The organism is Anaerovorax odorimutans DSM 5092 (assembly GCF_000426305.1).
Classification (GTDB): domain Bacteria; phylum Bacillota; class Clostridia; order Peptostreptococcales; family Anaerovoracaceae; genus Anaerovorax; species Anaerovorax odorimutans.
In genome coordinates, this window is record NZ_AUFC01000001.1 from 118,020 (window position 1) to 138,444 (window position 20,425).

Annotated in this window: 16 protein-coding genes; 9 read left to right on the plus strand and 7 right to left on the minus strand. The window is 30.3% G+C overall.

Going from position 1 to position 20,425, the window contains the following annotated elements:
- Positions 1-104 precede the first annotated feature (104 nt).
- The 3 genes from K292_RS0100530 (at position 105) to K292_RS15445 (ending at position 3,229) form a co-directional block, all read left to right on the plus strand.
- A complete protein-coding gene (locus K292_RS0100530; RefSeq protein WP_027398199.1) occupies positions 105-383 on the plus strand; it encodes a DUF2325 domain-containing protein in 279 nt (92 codons plus the stop codon).
- Between the two features lie 135 nt (positions 384-518).
- Positions 519-950, plus strand: coding sequence for a flavodoxin (locus K292_RS0100535; RefSeq protein ID WP_027398200.1), 432 nt, complete (start codon positions 519-521; stop codon positions 948-950).
- Positions 951-1,585: 635 nt separating this feature from the next.
- Positions 1,586-3,229 (plus strand): DEAD/DEAH box helicase, encoded by a 1,644-nt coding sequence (locus tag K292_RS15445; RefSeq protein WP_037372087.1) that lies wholly within the window; start codon positions 1,586-1,588, stop codon positions 3,227-3,229.
- A 49-nt stretch (positions 3,230-3,278) separates the two neighbouring features.
- On the opposite strand, the gene hydA is transcribed toward K292_RS15445, so the two are convergent.
- From hydA to K292_RS0100565, 5 genes are all read right to left on the minus strand, one after another.
- Positions 3,279-4,658, minus strand: a complete 1,380-nt coding sequence (gene hydA / locus K292_RS0100545; protein ID WP_027398201.1) for a dihydropyrimidinase — start codon at positions 4,656-4,658, stop codon at positions 3,279-3,281.
- A 108-nt stretch (positions 4,659-4,766) separates the two neighbouring features.
- Positions 4,767-6,278: an NCS1 family nucleobase:cation symporter-1 gene (locus K292_RS0100550; protein ID WP_027398202.1), complete on the minus strand. Its 1,512-nt coding sequence runs from the start codon at positions 6,276-6,278 to the stop codon at positions 4,767-4,769.
- A 380-nt stretch (positions 6,279-6,658) separates the two neighbouring features.
- Positions 6,659-7,273 (minus strand): TetR/AcrR family transcriptional regulator, encoded by a 615-nt coding sequence (locus K292_RS0100555; protein WP_027398203.1) that lies wholly within the window; start codon positions 7,271-7,273, stop codon positions 6,659-6,661.
- A complete protein-coding gene (locus K292_RS0100560; protein WP_027398204.1) occupies positions 7,260-10,415 on the minus strand; it encodes an efflux RND transporter permease subunit in 3,156 nt (1,051 codons plus the stop codon). The genes K292_RS0100555 and K292_RS0100560 overlap by 14 nt, the downstream gene beginning before the upstream one ends.
- A gap of 11 nt (positions 10,416-10,426) precedes the next feature.
- Positions 10,427-11,611 (minus strand): efflux RND transporter periplasmic adaptor subunit, encoded by a 1,185-nt coding sequence (locus tag K292_RS0100565; protein WP_027398205.1) that lies wholly within the window; start codon positions 11,609-11,611, stop codon positions 10,427-10,429.
- Positions 11,612-11,917: 306 nt separating this feature from the next.
- Between K292_RS0100565 and nth the strand changes: the two genes are divergently transcribed.
- From nth to K292_RS0100590, 5 genes are all read left to right on the plus strand, one after another.
- Entirely contained in the window at positions 11,918-12,568 is a 651-nt protein-coding gene (nth, locus tag K292_RS0100570) for an endonuclease III (protein ID WP_027398206.1), read from the plus strand.
- A gap of 4 nt (positions 12,569-12,572) precedes the next feature.
- Positions 12,573-13,262 (plus strand): response regulator transcription factor, encoded by a 690-nt coding sequence (locus K292_RS0100575; RefSeq protein WP_027398207.1) that lies wholly within the window; start codon positions 12,573-12,575, stop codon positions 13,260-13,262.
- On the plus strand, positions 13,252-14,184 hold the full coding sequence (locus K292_RS0100580; RefSeq protein WP_245570809.1) for a HAMP domain-containing sensor histidine kinase: 933 nt from the start codon (positions 13,252-13,254) through the stop codon (positions 14,182-14,184). Before K292_RS0100575 ends, K292_RS0100580 begins: the two co-directional genes overlap by 11 nt.
- Positions 14,185-14,394: 210 nt before the next feature.
- Positions 14,395-15,078, plus strand: a complete 684-nt coding sequence (locus tag K292_RS0100585) for an ABC transporter ATP-binding protein (RefSeq protein WP_027398209.1) — start codon at positions 14,395-14,397, stop codon at positions 15,076-15,078.
- Positions 15,075-17,648 (plus strand): FtsX-like permease family protein, encoded by a 2,574-nt coding sequence (locus K292_RS0100590; RefSeq protein WP_027398210.1) that lies wholly within the window; start codon positions 15,075-15,077, stop codon positions 17,646-17,648. The genes K292_RS0100585 and K292_RS0100590 overlap by 4 nt, the downstream gene beginning before the upstream one ends.
- Positions 17,649-17,801: 153 nt before the next feature.
- Here the strand turns inward: K292_RS0100590 and K292_RS0100595 are convergent, their stop codons facing one another.
- Positions 17,802-18,605 (minus strand): epoxyqueuosine reductase, encoded by an 804-nt coding sequence (locus tag K292_RS0100595; RefSeq protein WP_027398211.1) that lies wholly within the window; start codon positions 18,603-18,605, stop codon positions 17,802-17,804.
- Between the two features lie 218 nt (positions 18,606-18,823).
- Here K292_RS0100595 and K292_RS0100600 point away from each other — a divergent pair, with 218 nt between their 5' ends.
- The gene (locus tag K292_RS0100600; RefSeq protein ID WP_027398212.1) at positions 18,824-19,714 is read left to right on the plus strand and encodes a LysR family transcriptional regulator; all 891 of its coding nucleotides are present in this window, start codon (positions 18,824-18,826) and stop codon (positions 19,712-19,714) included.
- Positions 19,715-19,916: 202 nt separating this feature from the next.
- On the opposite strand, the gene K292_RS0100605 is transcribed toward K292_RS0100600, so the two are convergent.
- Entirely contained in the window at positions 19,917-20,417 is a 501-nt protein-coding gene (locus tag K292_RS0100605; protein ID WP_027398213.1) for an SEC-C metal-binding domain-containing protein, read from the minus strand.
- Positions 20,418-20,425 lie beyond the last annotated feature (8 nt).

Here is a 20,425-nt window from a genome sequence, read left to right on the forward strand (position 1 = left end):
TTAGCAAATGCTAACTATGCAAGTATGTAATGGGATGCTAAGCGCCCATATATTTTTACACGCAGGTTAGCTGTGGCTAACTAAAGAAAAAGGGGGAGATATTAATGAGCGTTGTTATAATTGGAGGTAATGATCGGATGGAAAGGCTTTATATTGATACATGTAAAAATTATGGCTGTAAGGCAAAGGTTTTTACACAAATGAAAAGAAAATTAATGCATAATATAGGTTCTCCAGATTTGATTATTCTTTTTACAAATACTGTGGCACATAATATGGTTAACTATGCATTGGGTGAAGCAAAGAGATGTAGTGCAAAAGTAGAAAGGTGTCATAGCAGTAGTCTTGCTTCATTAAATAACATATTGTCATCATATGTTTAATCAAGAATAGGATGAATATGATGATTTGGTTGTTATAAACTTAATGTTAATCAACATTTTTTTATAAGTTTATTATTCAGCTAATAATAGCTGTTTAGTATATAAAATTAATTTTAGAAAAGAGGTATAAAAAATATGAGTAAAATTGCAGTAGTATATTGGAGTGGCACAGGAAATACAAGGGAAATGGCTAATTCAGTAGCAGAAGGTGTAAAGAGTGTAGGTGGAGAAGTTGAGTTGTTTACTCCGTTGGAGTTTCCTGCTGAAAAAATAAATAATTATGATGGAATTGCTTTTGGTTGTCCTTCTATGGGTGCGGAAGTATTGGAAGAAACAGAATTTGAACCTATGTTTATAAAAGTTAAACCTTTACTTAATGAGAAGCCTATTGCTTTGTTTGGCTCATATGGATGGGGTGACGGTGAATGGATGAGAAATTGGGAAGATGATTGTCAAAAATCAGGTTGTAATTTGATTTGCGATCCAGTTATTGCAAATGAAATGCCTGATGATAAAGCAAAAGTTGAGTGCAAAGCACTTGGAGAAACTTTAGCAAAAGATATGTAATAAATTACATAAAATAATAATCAAAATAGCAAGTGTTAATAATGATAACACTTGCTATTTTGATTATACATAAAAACCATATTTCTAATAAGATGTAAAAGACATTGTAGATTTAAGTTTTTAAAAAATTAATAAACAGCCAATAAATATTAATAAATATAAAAAAGATTTTTATTTAACTTTTTCATTATGAAGTATTCAAATAATATATGATATTAAAATAAATCATATAATAAAATATTTTAAGGATTAATTTATGATTAATGTTTTTTCAAATAGCAAATAATATAATTGATTTATTTTTTATTTAACAAAAATAAAAGAATAAATTAAGTGAGATTTAAAATAAGATTAAAAGATATATAAGATGGAACCAGGTGCTGTTGTAAGGGGTAGAAATCATTGAATCATGCTTGGTAACTTGTGTCATGATATAATCAAATGATGTTAATTTTTATTATTAATATATATTAAAATTTCTTGCTTATTTTATAGTTTTGATATAAAATTAATTGTTAGTTATGTCTTAATGAAAGTAACTTGGTGATATAGTTTAATTAAAAAATTTATAATATATAAATTATGAAAAAAATAATATACTAATAATATTAGGTGAATTATTTGAAAGGAAATAAATGGAAAATTTAATTTTTAAGGAATTGAATCTGTCGGATGAAGTTCAAAAAGCTTTAAGTCAAATGGGCTTTGAGGAGGCAACTCCTATACAGTCAAAAGCAATACCTTATATATTAGAAGGAATGGATATTATTGGACAGGCGCAGACTGGTACAGGAAAAACTTGTGCTTTTGGTATTCCGGCAATTGAAAAGGTAGATCCAAACATACAGGGAGTTCAGGTGTTAGCACTTTGTCCCACAAGAGAGCTCGCAATACAAGTTTCAGAAGAAATAAAAAATGTTTCAAAATTTAAAAAAGGTATTAAAATCCTTCCTATTTATGGCGGACAATCAATAGATAGACAAATTATGGCATTAAAAAATAAACCGCAAATTGTAATCGGAACGCCAGGGAGAATTATGGATCATATGAGAAGGCATACTCTGAAATTTCATAATTTAAAGATGATTGTTTTAGATGAAGCAGATGAAATGTTAAATATGGGATTTAGAGAAGATATAGATATTATTTTAAAAGAGTTACCTAAAGAAAGACAAACTCTATTATTTTCTGCTACTATGCCAAAAGAAATCTTGGAAATTACAAAACTTTATCAGAGTAATCCATATCATATAAAAACAGTCCATAAAGAACTTACAATACCAACTATAGATCAATACTATCTTGAAGTTCGTGAATCGTCAAAGCTTGAGTTATTATGCCGTCTAATTGATGCTAAAAATATTAAACTGGGTATAGTGTTTTGCAATACCAAAAGGCGTGTAGACGAACTTACGACTTCACTTCAGACTAGAGGTTATTCTGCTGAAGCTCTTCATGGAGATATGAAGCAATCTGAAAGAGATAGGGTTATGAATAAATTCAGAAAAGGCTTAGTAGAAATTCTCATAGCTACAGATGTTGCTGCCAGAGGTATAGATGTAAATAATGTTGAAGCTGTATTTAATTATGATATTCCAAGTGATGAAGAATATTATGTTCATAGAATAGGCAGAACAGGCAGAGCAGGGAATAAAGGAGTATCTTATTCATTTATATTTGGAAGAGATATTTATAAGCTTAAGGACATTCAAAGGTATACCAAATCTGAGATTTTGCCGATGAAACCTCCAAGTATTTCTGATATTGAGGAAGTGAAGAAGGATGCGGCAACAAATGAAGTGTTACAGCAGCTTGAAAAAGGAGGCTATTCTAAATATAATTCAGTTATTGAAAGAATATTAGAGGCATCTGATGATGCTACTACTTTGGATGTTGCATCTGCTTTATTTAAATTAGCTTTTGATGACTTAGAAAGCAGGAATTATGAAGAATCAGATTTAGATAGAGATGAGACTTTATATAGAAGAGAAGGAATGGTTCGTTTATTTATGAATGTGGGTTCCATGGATAGAATTCAGCCTAAAAATATAGTTCAAGGCATTGCTTCCAAATCATCATTGTCAGGTAAATTAATAGGGGCAATAGATATTCATAAACAATTTACATTTGTTGAAGTTCCAGAAGAATATGCAGATGATGTGTTATCGTCTATGAGAGATTTTACACATAGGGGAAGAATAGTAAATATAGAGAAAGCTAATAAACGTCAGCGTTCGAAAAGTAAAACTAGAACAAAGGGCGGAAGAAAAAGATATTAAGATAAAAAAATTGCTGATGAAAATGATACATCAGCAATTTTTTTATTTATTAAAGACTTGGACTTGTTAACTTAATTGGTTTGCATTTTACAAATTTCCCAGATCCCTTTTTACCAAGGAATTCACCATCTTTGTATACTAGATTACCTCTGCTGTATGTAGCAATAGGATAACCATTTAACTTAGCACCTTCCCAAATTGTATGATCGCTGTTAGAATGCATTGCATCTTGAGTAATCGTAAATTCTTTATCAGGATCATATATAACAATATCAGCATCAGCACCAGGTACTAACATACCTTTTTGCGGTGCACAGCCGAAAATTTTAGCAACATTTGTTGAACATAGTTCAACAACCTTGTTAAATGAAATTCTTCCTTTATTTGCTTCACTTAGCATATATGGATACATATTTTCAATTCCGGCGCATCCATTTGGGATTTTACTAAAATCATCTTTACCCCAATCTTTTTCATATGATTGGAAAGGGCAGTGATCTGTAGCAACAGTAGTAATATCACCTCTTTTTATACCTTCCCAAAGGGCATCCTGACTTTCTTGTCCTTTCATTGGAGGTGAGCAAACAAAGTTCCTTCCGTCTTCTCTTTTATACACTTCGTTTGTGAAATATAAGTATTGTGGGCAAGTTTCGGCAAATATAGGATAGCCTTCATCTCGTGCTTTGGTAACAGCTGCCATACCTTGCGCATTAGCTAGATGTACAATGTACAGAGGTGCATTTAAGCTTTTTGCCCATTGAATAGCTCTAACATCAGCTTCTGCCTCAACAAATTCAGGACGACTCATATAATGATACCAAGCAGAAGTTTTTCCTTCTTCTAAAAATTGCTTTGTGAACATGTTGACCATTTCATTATTTTCAGCATGAACTTCAATTAAAGCACCATATTCTTTTGATTTTTGTAATACTTTATAAAATGTACCATCAGTTACACCAAAGTCATAAACCATAAATACTTTAAAACTTGGGACTCCATATTCAACGGATTCAGCAATACCATCTATCAAGTTGCCTGATACATCTTTAATTCCGGTATGGAAAGCGTAATCAACTACAGCTTGAGGATCGCAAATTGCTTGACGTCTTTTAACAGCATCTACTAAATTTTCTCCAAAATCTTGAAGTACAAAATCAAATACTGTTGTAGTTCCGCCACAAGCAGCAGCACGTGTGCCAGCTTCATAATCATCAGAAGAAATTGTTCCTCCAAAAGGCATTGCTAAATGTGTATGTGCATCTATGGCACCAGGTAGAACCAGTTTACCATTTGCATCAACAACCTCAGTGTTATTTTCAGCTTTGATGTTTTGTCCAATTGCCATAATCTTTCCGTCTGTAACGGCAATGTCAGCTTTAATCGTGGAATCTGCAGTAACAATAGTACCGTTTTTAATTAATAAATCCATATAAAATACCTCCTTCTTAATTATTATATTTTATGCAATTTAATGTAAGATATAAGCAGAAGCCCTTGAAAAACAAGGGCTCTGTTAAATTTATAAATATTTAAATATTTATCTTTCAGTCATTGCTTCTTCTTCTTCATTACTTATGAATGAAGTAGTTTCATTTTTCATCAGTATTACATATACAATTAAACCAATAAAGAAACCAACAAAATATCCATTAGCTGATACCCATTTTAAAGAATCAACTCCAAGGCTTCCAAGTGTTGGAAGGATAAATCCGCAAATCCAAGCGATTATAGCTTTAATATTCCAGCCACCTTGATACCAATATCTGCCGTTTTGACCGTGGTATAATGCCATAACGTCAATATTTCTCTTTTTAACAATATAGTAGTCTGCAATAAATATAGCAGCTATTGGTGCTAAAATTCCACCGTAGGTATTTAACCATCCAAAAATATAAGAACCTGCGCCGCCGAATATCCACCAAGGTCTGTATGCTATTGCCAAAATACAGGAAATAGTTACACCTAGTTGATAATTAATCCTCTTAGGTGAAATATTAGAAAAACCATTGGCAGGAGCAACTACATTTGCTGCAATATTTGTAGTAAGTGTAGCAATAATTACACCAACTGATACTATAAATGCAATAAATGAATTATTGATAAGCGGTAATACTTCAGTTGGATTAAATATTGCAGTTCCAAGTGCAAGTTTTGTAGATTGAGCAAAGAAAGCACCTATAAAAGCACAAGCTGCCATCATAATAGGCATTCCGTATATTTGACCTTGAAATTGTGCTTTTTGTGATTTTGCATATCTTGAAAAGTCAGGAATATTAAGAGCCATTGTTGCCCAGAAAGATATATTTGCAGTTAATCCTCCAAGGAAGATGTAGAGCATTCCACCTTTGGAATTTACTATAGACATATCGGTTTTTGCTTGTATTACATCTCCAATTGAGTATCCTGAGTTTGCAGCAAGCATTATAGACCAAATAAATAATGCAATTGTTAAAATAACAAGTATAGGAGCACCCACAGCTTGTAAGTATTTAATACTTTCTGAGCCTTTAACTGTGATAAACCATACAATAAGTAAGAAAATACCAAATCCGATAAATGGAGCAGACGGCATGTCATTAAAAGCAGGAATAATGGAAGCTATAAGAGTAACAATCGCTGCACCACCAATCCAAGATTGAATAGCATTCCATCCACAGGCAGTTAATGCTCTGGATAAAGATGGAATATGAGCACCTATAGAACCAAAGGTTAATCTTGCAAATACAGGGAATGGTATACCATATTTTGTACCTGCATGAGAGTTTAATTGAATTGGTATTAATATTAGAATATTACCTATTGCTACATTAAATACTGCTAACCATGGTGATAAACCTAAAACTACTAACGATGATGCCATTGTAAAGGATGGAATACAGACTGACATTCCTATCCATAATGATGTAATATGGTAAGTAGTCCAAGTTCTTTGAGATAAACTGGTTGGCGCTAAATCTTCATTATAATATTTTGATGACGCCAATTCTGCACGAGCGGAATCTGTTAATTCATATAGACCATTCCGTTCTTTTTGTGTGTAATTTGACATTTAAACACCTCCAAATTAAAAAAATAACAAGTTAAAGATCATTACAGGCATATTATACTACATAAAAATAGAAATGTAACTAGTTTTTTTCTAAATAATTAGAAAATTTTTAAAATAGCGAATTTGCAAAATAGAAAATACTTTTTGAAATATAGTCAGAATTTAAAGAAAATCAATATCTAGGAGTTTATAAATTTATTTATAGTATTTCTTGTAAACTTTATAAATATACAAACTTTAAAAATTATTGGATATTTATTTTGAAATTTAAAAAATAAGAAATTTTTTATTCAAAGATATAATACGTTTAACGTAAAGTTTTTATATACAAAAACGAGAGTCTATATAATGTATAAACTCTCGTTTTTGTAATAAGATATTTATTTTTTTAAACCATAAAAAATCAATTTTAGAAACTCTTGAATATCCCAGGGATTTTTTTTTATTTTTTCTAAATTTTCGGGGGGGCTTTTTAAATCATATCCAAAGCTTATATAAAAGTGAGTAGCACCGATTATGGAAACAGCTGCCATTAATGGATCTACTTCAACAAATTCACCTTTATCTATGCCTTCCTTAATAATTTTATGAATTAAATTAAGTTTAAAATTTTTTAATTCATTCATAGAAGTTATTAATTCTTGATTGTTGATTAAATCTGACTTCATCATTATATAGTGCAGAATATTTTTATTGTTGCCGGTTAGGTTAGCATTTTCAATATCAAAGTTAATAACTACTTCTAGTTTTTCGGAACATGTCATACTATCGTTAATAATATTGTCTATTTCCATATATTTAGCTACAAACTTTTTTTTAAATATTTCGCAAAATAAGGATTCTTTACTGGAAAAATATTCATATACAGTTCCTTTGCCTATTCCACATTCATTTGCAATATCTATTATTTTTGTATTTATATATCCTTTATCCATAAAAAGCCTATAGGCTGATTCTAAAATTAAGTCTCCCTTTGCTTCCTTACGCTCTTCCATGGGATTGTTCCTCCTCAAGCCATTTTTGTTCTTGCATATAAATTCTTTCTTTTTTCATCAGTTTTTTATTTTTTCGTTTTGTTTGTTTATCATCTACTACAGCGTATAGTACAGGAATTAAGATTAATGTAACAAGTGTAGATGCAATAAGTCCTCCAATTATGGAAATTCCCATAGGGGATAGTACTTCACCGCCATCTCCGATACCAAGTGACATTGGAACCATTCCTACACATGTTGTTAAAGAAGTCATAAGTATTGGTCTTAAACGAAGTTTTCCGGCTTGAACAATAGCTTCATTTCTATCCATAGTCTTTTTGTGCTGTTTAATAAATTCTATTAGTAGTATGGAATTATTTACAACTATACCAATAAGCATTATTAATCCAATAAATGATGTCATAGACAAAGATTTACCACAAATAAATAACGCTATAAATGCCCCCGACATTGCAAATGGAATTGACATCATAACTATTAAAGGTAAGATTAAAGCTTCAAACTGAGCAGCCAATAGGAAATATACAAGTAAAACGGCAGCTACGAGAGCCAGTAATAATTGACCGAAGGCTTCTACCATTTCTTCTTGCTGACCACCCGTGTCATATGAATATCCTTCAGGGAATTGATATTCATCAACTTTAGCAAGCACATCTTTAGATACGGAGCCTAAATCTCTTCCGTCAACATCAATTGATAGTGTGGTATATCTTTGCTGATTTTCACGATAAATAACATTAGGAGAGTTATCAAACTCAAATTCTGCAATTTGTCCTACAGGAACGACCTGACCTGTATTTGTAGTAATCATAATTTGTTTCATATTATCAAATGAATCACCAAACTTATTTTCAAGATAAAGATTTATTTCTGTTTCTTCTCCTGATACTTTTAGTTTTGTAGATGTAGTTCCTGCAAGGGAAGATGATAAGGTATTTGCCATCTGATAAGCTGTTACACCATAGTATGCAGCAGTATCTCTGTTTAAAATAACTTTGACTTCAGGATTACCTTCTTTTAATTCTACATCTGTATCAGATACACCATCAATTTTAGAAATTATTTTACTTAAATCTTCACCTATTTTCTCCATTTTATCAAGTTCTTTGCCTTTAATAGTTAATTCCATATCTGCTCCTCCGGACATGCTGGATATGGAAGATGATTCACTAACGTCAATATCTGCACCAACAAAGTTTGAAAAATGTTTTTTTACATCTTTTACAACTTGAGCTGTACTACGTTTTCTGTCTTGTTTATTTACAAGAGTCACACTTAATGATGACTCGTTAACACTCCCTGTTGTTAAAAAATCAGTATTCCCTATATCTACAGTACAATGTTTAAGTTCTGGTATTGAAAGTATGTAAGTTTCCAATTCCGTAATAATTTTATCTTTATCTGCAAGAGATGTTCCATAAGGGCAGTCAACAGTTACTTTAAAAGTACCTTCATCCGTGGCAGGAAGCAATTCCATACCAACAACTCCTAAGAGAGAACAAGAAACGATAAAAATGACTATACAGATTGCAATAATTCTTTTTCTTATCATCAAAGATTTGCGAATAAATGCTTCATATTCCAATGTGATCCAGTTAATTAATTTGCTAAAGTAAGGAACTAATTTAAATCTATAGTGAAATTTTCCTAACCTTATATAGTCTGTATGAAAACCCTTTGTAAGTACTCTGGAACAAAGCATAGGGACAACAGTCAAAGAGACTATAAGTGATGCTATCAGAGCTATAATTATGGTATAACAGAAATCTCTGAACATTAAAGCCGAAATACCATTACTTAATGCAATGGGCAAATAAACAACAATACTAGTTAAGGTTGATGCTGTAACGGCAATAATAATTTCTTTGCTTCCAAGTATTGCTGCTTCTTCAGCAGTTTCCGTTTCCTGTCTTATTCGGAAAATATTTTCTAATACAACAACAGAATTATCCACAAGCATACCTACAGCTAAAGTCAGTGCACATAAAGTGATCATATTCAATGTCATACCCCGTAATTTCATTAATGCAAAAGTCGCTAATATAGATGTAGGGATAGATATAGATATAATCATAGTTGTGCTAATATTTTTAAGGAACAAAAATATTACAATAGCGGCTAAGATAGCGCCTGTAATTGCTGATTGTGATACAGAAGAAATAGAACTTTTAATGAAATCAGCTTGATCAAAACCAACTACAAAATTTAAATCAGGATATTTTTTTTCTAATTTCTTTATTTGTTTGTGAACTTCGTCTGAAACATCTACTGTATTTGCATCAGATTGTTTTGTTATTGTAATTGCAATAGAAGATTGTCCGTCTACTCGACTTATTGAATCTTGTTCCTTATAACGATCTTCAATATTTGCAATATCTTGCAAATGTATAACACTTCTGTCTGTCAAGGAAACAGGTAAATTTTTAATATCATCTACAGAATCAAATTCTCCCATAGTTCTTACAATAATTTCTTTTGAACCTTTTGTTATATCACCACTAGGTCTGTTAATGTTTTCTGCTGATAGAATTTGACTTATACTAGACAATGATAAACCGTAGCCCATGAGTTTTTCTTGATCAAAAGAAAGTGAAATTTCTTTTTCAATACCTCCATAAACGTTTACAGAGGCAACACCTGCCGCTTTTTCGAAATATGATGAAATATTGTCGTCAATTTCATTGTTAAGGGAAGATAAAGGTATATCTCCAGAGACATATACCTGTACAACAGGAGCTGCATTCATATCCATTTTAAGTACCATAGGATCACTACACTCATCAGGCAGGTAATCGGAAATCATTGCTATCTTTTCTCTCATATTTAAAGTAGCAAAGTTCATATCTGTATTATTTTGAAATTTTATGAAAGCTATAGCTGTACCTTGAGAAGTCATAGAATACAAAGTATCGAGGTTTTCAACAGATGCAAGAGCTTGCTCTATTGGCTTAGTTACCATGTTTTCTACTTCTTCAGGTGATGCATTGGGATAGTCTACCATAACCAATGCTATGGGAAGTTCCATTTTAGGCATTAGATCTTGAGGTAAACCTATTAAAGATATTGTACCTACTAATATAACTATCAGCATAAGCATAATAGAGGCTACAGGACGTTTAATTGCTAAATTTGAAAGATTCATTTTGTCCCTCCTTAGTCAATTATTGATACAGGTTCCCCAGGAGTTATATAATTCTGGCCTTGTATAATAATAGTGTCTCCTTCTTTTAAACCTGATTTGATTTCTACTAATTTACCGTTATCTAAACCTGTAACTACAGTTTTAAATTCAGGAACATCCTTTTTTAATACTGCAACTTGTGATTCATTTGATCTAATAATAACTGCATCAGATGGTACACAAAGAACTTTATCTTTTTCATCAGATACAATTTCAATTTCCGCAAACATTCCTGCTTTTATTTCTTTGCTTGAATTATCAATTGAAATATTAATTGGGTAAGTTAAACTGCCAGTGGCAGGTGCCGGAGAAATTTCTTTTATATTACCCTTATACGGTTCTTCTGAAAGAGACTTAATATAAATATTTACCGGATCACCTATATTAATTTTGCTTATTAAGTATTCAGATACGTTAGTTTCTATTTCTAATTGATTAGTATTTGCAACAGTTGCGCAGGCTATCGATTGAGATGCCATAGAACCTGTTGAAACATCAATGGAAGTAACATATCCGTCAATTGGAGATGTTACAGTACAATTATTGACATTGTCATTAATTGTTGTATATGAAGACTGAGCAGAAATATATTTACTTCTTGACTGCTCATATTCTTGAAGGGAAACCGCTCCCTCATTATATAATGTACTCATTCTTTCAAAATTAGTTTGTGCATTCTGATAAGCATCTAAAGCTTGATTCAGAGAAGCAATTAATGGAGTTTTATCTATTTCAAATAGTAATGTCCCTTTTGAAACTTTATCTCCCAAATCTACATAAACCTTTGTAACATGACCAGAAGTAAGAGGAATGATTGATACTTCTTCAATAGGTTTTATTCTTCCTGAAAGAGGTGTAGTAGTAGCTAGTGATTGAAGCTGTACAGTAGAAATTTTTACATTTACAGGAGGAATTACATCTTCTGTTTCTTTATCTCTTGATGAAACAAATCTAAAAATTATAAGCAGAATAAACAGGATAATTAAAACTATTATAATAATCATCTTTTTCTTACTTTTTTTTTGTTTATTTATTTTTGAATCAGTTTCTTCTTCTTTTAAAGTTGTTCCTTCTTTCAAATTTATTTCTTCTTTTACTTCTTCTTGAAGATTTGGTTGTATGCCGTCTAAGGCATTTTCTTTGCTTTGTTTGTTCAAAATATGTGTCCTCCTAAAAATTAGTGTATAATTATAAAAAGTAATAAGATATTTTTTACATAAGTAGGGGATATATAATGTATGTATATTTTAAATAACTGATTTATAATTGAAAATATACTATTAAATGATATAACATAAGTTAGCATATGTCAACTAAAATCTGACCCGCAGGTCAGAAAATATCATAAAGATATTATTGGATCATTTTTACATCTTGTTAAAACAGTTTGCAGGTTACGGAAACTTGATATAAGATATAATAAGAATTAACAATAAATTAAAATAATAGAAAAGGAAATACAAATGACAATATTATCAAGGGTAGAAATTATTAATGTATTGGATAAGCTAGATGAGATGTATCCTAATGCTGAATGTGCATTAAACTATAACTCTATGTTTCAGCTTTTGGTAGCTGTGGTATTATCGGCTCAAACAACTGATAAAAGTGTAAATATAGTAACAAAAGAACTATTTGAAAAATATCCGGGAGCTTATGAAATATCAAACCTTACAGAAGAAGAAATTCAGACTATGATTAAGAGAATTGGTATGTATAAAACAAAGTCTAAAAATTTATTGAAATTATCCCAAATTATACATGAAAAATATGATGGACAAGTGCCTGATAATTATGATGAACTTATAGAACTTCCGGGGGTTGGGAGAAAGACAGCAAATGTTGTTTTGTCAGTAGGCTTTGGAGAGCAACGAATTGCAGTTGATACTCATGTATTCAGAGTAGCAAACCGTATTGGCTTAGTATGTGAAAAAGATGTATTAAAAACAGAGCTAGCACTTATGAAGGTTATACCTGAAAACAGATGGACTAATACGCATCACTGTCTTATATGGCATGGAAGGAAGTGTTGTGATGCAAGAAAACCAAATTGCAGTGAATGTGGTATAAGTAAATGGTGTATAAGTAATAAGGAAGTAGAATTGAAAGGATAGAAATATGTATATATTGGTAGTGGAGGATGACAAGACAATTGCTGCAGGACTAGAATATTCTCTTCAGCAAGAAGGATATAATACATGTTTATGTGAAACTATAAAGGAAACAAAAAAAGCTTTACAAGAAGACACTTTTAATTTATGTATATTTGATTTGGCATTACCTGATGGAAGTGGTTATGAACTTTGTAAAGTGGCGAAGGAAAAGCATAATTTACCTGTAATTTTTTTGACTGCATGTGATGATGAAGTGAATGTGGTTATGGGATTAGATATGGGTGCAGATGATTACATTACAAAGCCATTTAGAATTCGTGAACTTATATCACGGATCAATTCTATTATGAGAAGATATAAAAATGGCGTAGATTGTAAGTCAATAATTAAAATCGGTAGCATCAGAATAAATACCATGGAGGCAAAAGTATATAAAAATGGTGAAGATATAATGCTTACTGCATTGGAATATAGATTATTGTTAATTTTTCTTAATAATCCTAAACAAGTACTTTCAAGGAATCAGCTTTTAGAAAGTCTTTGGGACGTGGCTGGTGATTTTATTAATGATAATACTTTGACAGTATATATAAAGAGGCTGAGAGAGAAGTTGGAAGATGAACCTCATAACCCAAAGATTATACAAACTGTTAGGGGTATGGGTTACAAATTGGGTGCTGAATATGAATTATAATATTATAAATATTGTAGGAATAGCTTGCTTTATTTGTGGAGTTATTCTTATTTTTTTCTATTTTAAGAATAATAGACATATTAATAGGGATATTAGTAAATTGTCCTCATATTTACGCAGAATTAGCAGTGGTGATTATTCTTTAGATATAAGGGATAATAAAGAAGGAGAACTAAGTATTCTAAAAAATGAAATATATAAAGTGACGGTAATGCTCTCTGAGAAAAGCAATCTTTATGAAAAGGATCAAAAAAGGTTGGCAGAAGTTATTGCTGATATTTCTCATCAGTTAAAGACACCATTGACTTCAATGATGATTATGGCAGATTTACTTGGAAATGATGACTTAGATGCTGAAAAGAGAATAGAATTTACAAAATGTATTCAGACACAACTGGAACGTATGGAATGGTTGCTGTCATCTTTATTAAAATTATCTAAAATTGATTCAGGAACGGCTGTATTTAAAAAAGAAAATATAAGAGTTTTAGATTTAATAAACAAGGCAAAGAGTTCTATTATAATTCCAATGGAAGTTAAAAAACAAAGTCTTTCAGTTTATGGTGATCCTAATGTAACTTATATAGGAGATTTAGATTGGTCTACTGAAGCTGTTATTAATATATTAAAAAATTGTGTAGAAAATACTCAAGATGGTGGAAATATATCAATAAATTTTCAAGATAATCCTCTTTATACTGAAATAATTATTAAGGATAATGGCAGGGGAATACCAAAAGAAGATTTACCATGTATTTTTAAAAGATTTTATAGAGGTAAAAATGCAGGAAAGGATAGTGTTGGAATTGGCCTTGCCATGGCGAAAAGCATTGTTGGTAGACAAAGCGGAGATATAACTGCAGAAAGCACAGAAAGAAAAGGAACTTCTTTTTTTATTAAATTTTATAAGCATACAGTATAATCTATATAATATATGTTCCCCTAAATGTAACAAGAAAACTTGTCTACATAATAGAGGAACTTTTTTTAGAATCTTATGAAACTGTATTAATTTTATAATAATTAAAGTGACAAAATTGTAATAAAAAAAGTCATTAGATTGTCAGATAGTTAGATTATACTAAATTATAATTAGTTAAAGCATTTAATTTAATAATTTAAGGGGTATTTTATGGAAATATTAAAAATTAAAAATTTATCTAAAATATATGGTAAAGGTGAAACTGCTGTAAAAGCGTTAGATGATGTTTCTTTTTCAGTGGAGAAAGGTGAATTCGTAGCAATTATTGGTCCTTCGGGGTCAGGAAAATCTACACTTTTACATTTACTTGGAGGTGTAGACAAGCCAACTTCCGGTAAGGTTTATGTAAGTGATACGGATATTTATAACTTAAATGAAACAAATTTAGCTATTTTTAGAAGAAGGCAGATAGGTTTAATATATCAATTTTATAATCTTATACCTGTATTAAGTGTAGAAGAAAATATTACTTTACCATTATTACTGGATGGACATAAAGTTGATGAACAACATTTTGAAAACATAATTAAAATTTTGGGATTAGAAAAGAGGCTAAAACATTTGCCTAACCAGCTTTCAGGGGGTCAGCAACAAAGGGTTTCAATTGGAAGGGCTCTAATTAATAATCCTGCTATCATTTTAGCAGATGAACCTACAGGAAATTTAGACAGTAAAAACAGTATAGAAATTATTGATCTTTTAAAGATGTTTAATAAAACTTATAAACAAACATTAATTGTTATAACACATGACGAAAGAATTGCTCTTCAAGCAGACAGGATTATTGTTATAGAAGATGGTAAAATTTCCAAAGATGAGGTAACAGTTAAATGAATATTATGAATAAATTAACATTAAGGCATTTACGCCTTAATAAAAAGCGTACAATAATTACTATTATAGGGGTAATAATATCTGTAGCAATGATAACAGGGGTTGCTACTTTAAGCATTTCATTTTTAGATTTAATGAAAAGAGAGACAATAGCTAATACAGGTAATTGGCATGTGTTTTACAATGATATAAGTAAAAGACAATTGGAAGCAGTTCTACAAAATGATAATTATAAAGAGGTAACAGTAAGCAAAGATTTAGGCTATGCTTCATTAAAAGGAAGTAAGAATAAAAATAAACCATATTTGTTTATTAAAGAGTTTAATGATACCGGCTTTAAAAATTTTCCTATTACTTTAAAAGAAGGAAGGCTTCCTAAAAAAGAAGGAGAAATTGTTATATCAGATAGTGTATTAAAAAATACTGATGAAAATTATAAAATAGGCTCAGTTTTAAATTTACAAATAGGACAGAGACATTTAACATCTGATGAAGAAACAATCCTAAATCAAAGCTATAATATTGAATGGGATGATAATGGAAATCCAAAAGAGAAACTTGTATTAGAAAAGACAATGAAATATGAAATCGTAGGTATAGTAGAAAGCCCAAAATGGGAGCCAGGCTGGTCACCTGGATATACAGCTATTTCATATTTAGATGAAAAAGCTGTATCTGAATCAGAAATTATTGATGCTTATATTGTTTCAAAGAATATAAACTCAAATATTCTTACTGAAGGAAATGAATTTGCACAAAAAGAAGGTATTTCGGAATATTATTTTAATAGTGATCTTTTACGATATTATGGTATAGAGGGCAATGATCAAGTTAAAAAAATGCTGCAAACATTGACTATTATAGTTATGGTAATTATAGTATTTGGATCTGTTTCGTTAATTTATAATGCCTTTGCCATTTCAGTATCAGAACGTTCCAGGCATTTAGGGATGCTCTCAAGTATAGGCGCTACAAGAAAACAAAAAAGAAATTCCGTTTTCTTTGAGAGTATAGTTATTGGTACGATTAGTATTCCAATTGGTATAGTATGTGGAATTTTAGGAATTGGTATTACTTTTATATTTATTAATTCTATTATGCAGAGTATATTGGCATTAGATGAAAATTTTAAATTAGTAATATCACCTACTGTTATTATCAGTGCTGTTTTGATTTCCATTTTTACAATTTTGATTTCATCATATATTCCTGCAATTAGGGCTTCTAAAATTACACCTATTGATGCAATTAGGCAGACATCAGATATTAAGCTTTCGCGAAAGTCAGTCAAAACTTCTAAGCTTACAAGAAAAATCTTTGGTATAGAAGGAGAAATTGCACTTAAAAATTTAAAAAGGAATAAAAGGCGATACAGAGCCACTATATTTTCTTTAGTTATAAGTATCGTGTTATTCCTCTGTGTTTCATATTTTGCAACTGGATTGCAGCAAGCTATGGATATGAGTCAATCAGACATAAACTTTGATATGATGGTTTCTATACGCTCAGAATCGAAAAATTTAGATCAAATTACATCTGCAATTTTAAATATGGATCAAGTTTCTAAAGGTGCTGACACAAGTAAGTTTTTTTCCATGTCACCTCAAGGTAGCCAAAACCCGTCATATTATATATATGCTCTAGATGATATATATTTAAGAGATTATTCAAAAGAGATTGGTGTGAATTATAAAGACTTAATGGATACAGAAAAAATGAATGCTATAGTAATACAACCTGTAACATATAGAGATATGGGGGCAGGAAAAGTTATCTCTAAGAATATTATAGAAGGGGTAGAGGGGGATAAATTCGATGTTTACTATTACGATAATAATGAAGAAGAAAAAACAATAGGCTCTTTATATATGGAATATTTTACTGATAAATTACCTATAGGAGTGCAAACAGCATCTGAGGGAGCTACAGGTCATCTGATTGTTTCAAAAGGAGTTTTTAATAAATTATTTTTACAAAATCAAAATTTTAATGAGGAGAAAAACATTCAATTACAAAGGCAATTATATTTAAATAGTGATAATACTGCACTGCTGCAGGAAAATATAGAATCTTTAACACAGAAAAGCGTAAATAATTTAAAATATGGCGAATTATACGTTTATAATGTTTATCAGCAAAAAAACAATGAAGATCAAGTAATGTTGCTTCTTGGCATTTTTGTATATGGTTTTATTACACTGATTACTGCAATATGTATAGCTAATATCTTTAACACCATTTCCACTAGTGTTGCATTGCGTAAGAGGGAGTTTGCTATGTTAAAATCTGTAGGAATGACACCAAAAGGTTTTAATAAGATGATTAGGTATGAAAGTATATTTTACGGGTTAAAAGCACTTTTATATGGTATACCAATTAGTGTATTATTAATGATTATTTTATATAAAACTTATGCATTAAATTTTACTTATGATTTTTCCTTGCCGTGGAATAGCATTTTGTCTGTTGTTATTGCGGTCTTTATATTTATTAGTGTTACCATGTTATATGCAAGTAATAAATTAAAGAAAGAAAGTATTATAGATGGTCTTAAAGATGAAAATATTTAGATAAATTGATAGAAATGAAAATAATAAATGGACTGTGTACGACGATACAGGAATTCGTGCTCAGTCCATTTTTTAATGTAATCAAATTTTCTAAAATGAGATATAAGAATATAAAATTAATATTAAATTATATAGTTAGTAAATATAAAGAGATTATCGTAAATTCCAAAATGCGCAAGGTGATTGAGTTATACATTTACCGCATACATCACTACCAACACTGTTAGGATTTATTCCGGTTTCATCAACATAGGAGCTGCCAAAATCAGTATAAATTTCAGCATTTTTTTGTAATACTCCATAGCATAAATGCCTATCATATCCTTCTTTTTTTAATGCTTTTACTGGGCAATTTTTTACACAAATGCCACAAGTACCATACTTTTTGTATAAACAATAATCTTCTTTAATAGGATGATCTGTTTCTACATTAAGATTAGTAACAATGGAACTAAATCTTCCACAACACCCTTGCTTTGTAATAAGCATGTTGTTTAAACCGAATGTTCCAAGACCTGCGGCATAAGCAAAATGTCTTTGTGACCAATTGCTTTTTAAGGTTTTTTGATCAAAAGTTAAGGAATCTTGTGCTATGGAAGCATTATATCCTTTTTCTTTAAGCTTCTTAATTAGATGTTCATTCAGTTTTATAAACATTGAATTTGTTTCCTCATATGCAAGTGCCCATTGTTTTGAAGCTAGTATGTTACCTGTTTTGTTTGTTAGGGCAAGCTCTTTTGTAAACGGTATATAATAAGCGATTATAACCTTTGCATCAGGAATTACATCTTCAGGCAAATTATGGTTAGGGGTTATGATTTCCTTTAACCTGCGAATATAATTTTCATAAGCGTCTGCAAAGCCAACTAAGGGTTTTCCCCATTTTGTTTGTATATTTTCAAGGTATTCATAATTCTTTACAAAATCATTAATGATTAGATTTATATATTTTCTCATATTACTACTTTGTATAATGAAAGCATAGGAAAATTCATTATATACATTGCCCTTTCCAGATTATTTTTTTATTAATTGGATGTTATAAATTTATTAGTTTGTTGTTTTTACATATTGATAAATTACTAAAATTAGTATATAGTATATTTTTTATAAAGTAAAATGACACTTTATAATAACTGAGTTGACATTTTGTCATAACTAAATGAGGTAAAAATATGGATAAAAATATAAAATACCGAGTTATGTTATTTGCTGCTGATTGTGGAAGTTTTTCTAAAGCCGCTAAATTAACTGGTTATACACCATCTGGTATTACACACATGATGAATTCTTTAGAAGAAGAATTAGGATTTAATGTTTTTTTACGTGATAGACGAGGAATTAAATTAACTGAAGATGGAGAGCACATTTTACCTATAATTCGTGAAATTGTACATTGGGAAGAACAGTTACTACAAACAGTTTCTCAAATTAATGGACTGGAAATTGGTTGCATTACAATAGGTTCATATTCTAGTATTGCATCCCATTGGCTTCCACAAATTATTAAGAGGTTTAAACAATCCTATCCAAATATAGAAATACGGCTTATGGAAGGAATCAGGCAGGAAGTAGAATCTTGGCTTAGTGATAAACGTGTTGATTTGGCGTTTTATACTTATCAACAGCCAATGAAACATGAATGGATACCATTATGTGATGATCCAATGCTTGCAGTAATTCCTTCTGATCATCCATTAGCTAAAGAATTAATTTATCCGTTAGCTAATTGTCAATATGAAGATTTTATTATGCCTGCCATGGGGCAGGATGATGATGTTGTCAAATTATTGAAACATAATAACTTATCTCCCCATATTGCTTATTCAACGTTAGAAAATTATGCAGCAATTTCTATGATAGAGCAAGGTCTTGGTATGAGTATCATGAATGAACTAATTACTAAAAATTGGAAATCAAGTACAGTTATGCTTCCTCTTGATCCTCCTCAATATATAAGGTTGGGAATTGGACTTCCTTCGATAAAGTCGGCTTCACCTGCAACTAAAAAATTTATTGAATATACAAAAGAAATACTTCCAGATATCGTATCAAAAGAATTATAAATAAAAATTTAAGTTGTAATATTAATATATTTAAGTAAAGATGAATTGTTATATTTAAATAGATAAGCTTATTTAATAATATAATTATTTATTGATGATAACAAAACAAGAGACAGAACTGTCTCTTGTTTTGTTAATTTATATTTAGAAAAAATATGTAACTAAAATATTCGCATTTATTGTTTAGATAAATATTTGAAATTTATTTATTAGTTCCACAACATTTTTTATATTTTTTACCGCTTCCGCAAGGGCATGGATCATTTCTGCCTGGTTCTTTTTCTTTTTTAACTGTCTTTGATTTTTTGTAATTCTTTATAATTTCTTCCCTTTTTTCTTTAGATAAAATATCCTCCCATTGTGGTAACGTATAAAGATAATCAGCTTTTGCATCTAACATATTAAAAAATAATTTTTCATAGTCAATATCTAAAATCACTTCTGAGTTATCATCAAAAGACTGAAAATCTTGGCTATTTTTTAAACTCGTATTAATTCCATCTAAAAATCCCATAAAGATTATTGGATCGGCTTCATATTTTTCTGCAAGTTCTTTAAAAGTACCTTTTACATTTGTTTTTGGTTTTTCTAAAATTGAGCTGTAAATTCTTTTTTCTGTTGAACTGTATTTTTCCCAAAATTCACCGAACGTTTCGTCCGTTTGGTTATCTATTAATTCTTGCCATTGTTGGTATAAACTCATTTTATACT

Bases quoted from the DNA above. Each gene is read 5' to 3' on its own strand.
- K292_RS0100600 (WP_027398212.1), top strand. From the start codon at position 18,824: ATGGATAAAAATATAAAATACCGAGTTATGTTATTTGCTGCTGATTGT.
- nth (WP_027398206.1), top strand. From the start codon at position 11,918: ATGACAATATTATCAAGGGTAGAAATTATTAATGTATTGGATAAGCTA.
- K292_RS0100555 (WP_027398203.1), bottom strand. From the start codon at position 7,273: ATGGAAGAGCGTAAGGAAGCAAAGGGAGACTTAATTTTAGAATCAGCC.
- K292_RS0100535 (WP_027398200.1), top strand. From the start codon at position 519: ATGAGTAAAATTGCAGTAGTATATTGGAGTGGCACAGGAAATACAAGG.
- K292_RS0100580 (WP_245570809.1), top strand. From the start codon at position 13,252: ATGAATTATAATATTATAAATATTGTAGGAATAGCTTGCTTTATTTGT.
- hydA (WP_027398201.1), bottom strand. From the start codon at position 4,658: ATGGATTTATTAATTAAAAACGGTACTATTGTTACTGCAGATTCCACG.
- K292_RS0100590 (WP_027398210.1), top strand. From the start codon at position 15,075: ATGAATATTATGAATAAATTAACATTAAGGCATTTACGCCTTAATAAA.
- K292_RS0100550 (WP_027398202.1), bottom strand. From the start codon at position 6,278: ATGTCAAATTACACACAAAAAGAACGGAATGGTCTATATGAATTAACA.
- K292_RS0100605 (WP_027398213.1), bottom strand. From the start codon at position 20,417: ATGAGTTTATACCAACAATGGCAAGAATTAATAGATAACCAAACGGAC.
- K292_RS0100595 (WP_027398211.1), bottom strand. From the start codon at position 18,605: ATGAGAAAATATATAAATCTAATCATTAATGATTTTGTAAAGAATTAT.
- K292_RS0100530 (WP_027398199.1), top strand. From the start codon at position 105: ATGAGCGTTGTTATAATTGGAGGTAATGATCGGATGGAAAGGCTTTAT.
- K292_RS15445 (WP_037372087.1), top strand. From the start codon at position 1,586: ATGGAAAATTTAATTTTTAAGGAATTGAATCTGTCGGATGAAGTTCAA.
- K292_RS0100560 (WP_027398204.1), bottom strand. From the start codon at position 10,415: ATGAATCTTTCAAATTTAGCAATTAAACGTCCTGTAGCCTCTATTATG.
- K292_RS0100575 (WP_027398207.1), top strand. From the start codon at position 12,573: ATGTATATATTGGTAGTGGAGGATGACAAGACAATTGCTGCAGGACTA.
- K292_RS0100585 (WP_027398209.1), top strand. From the start codon at position 14,395: ATGGAAATATTAAAAATTAAAAATTTATCTAAAATATATGGTAAAGGT.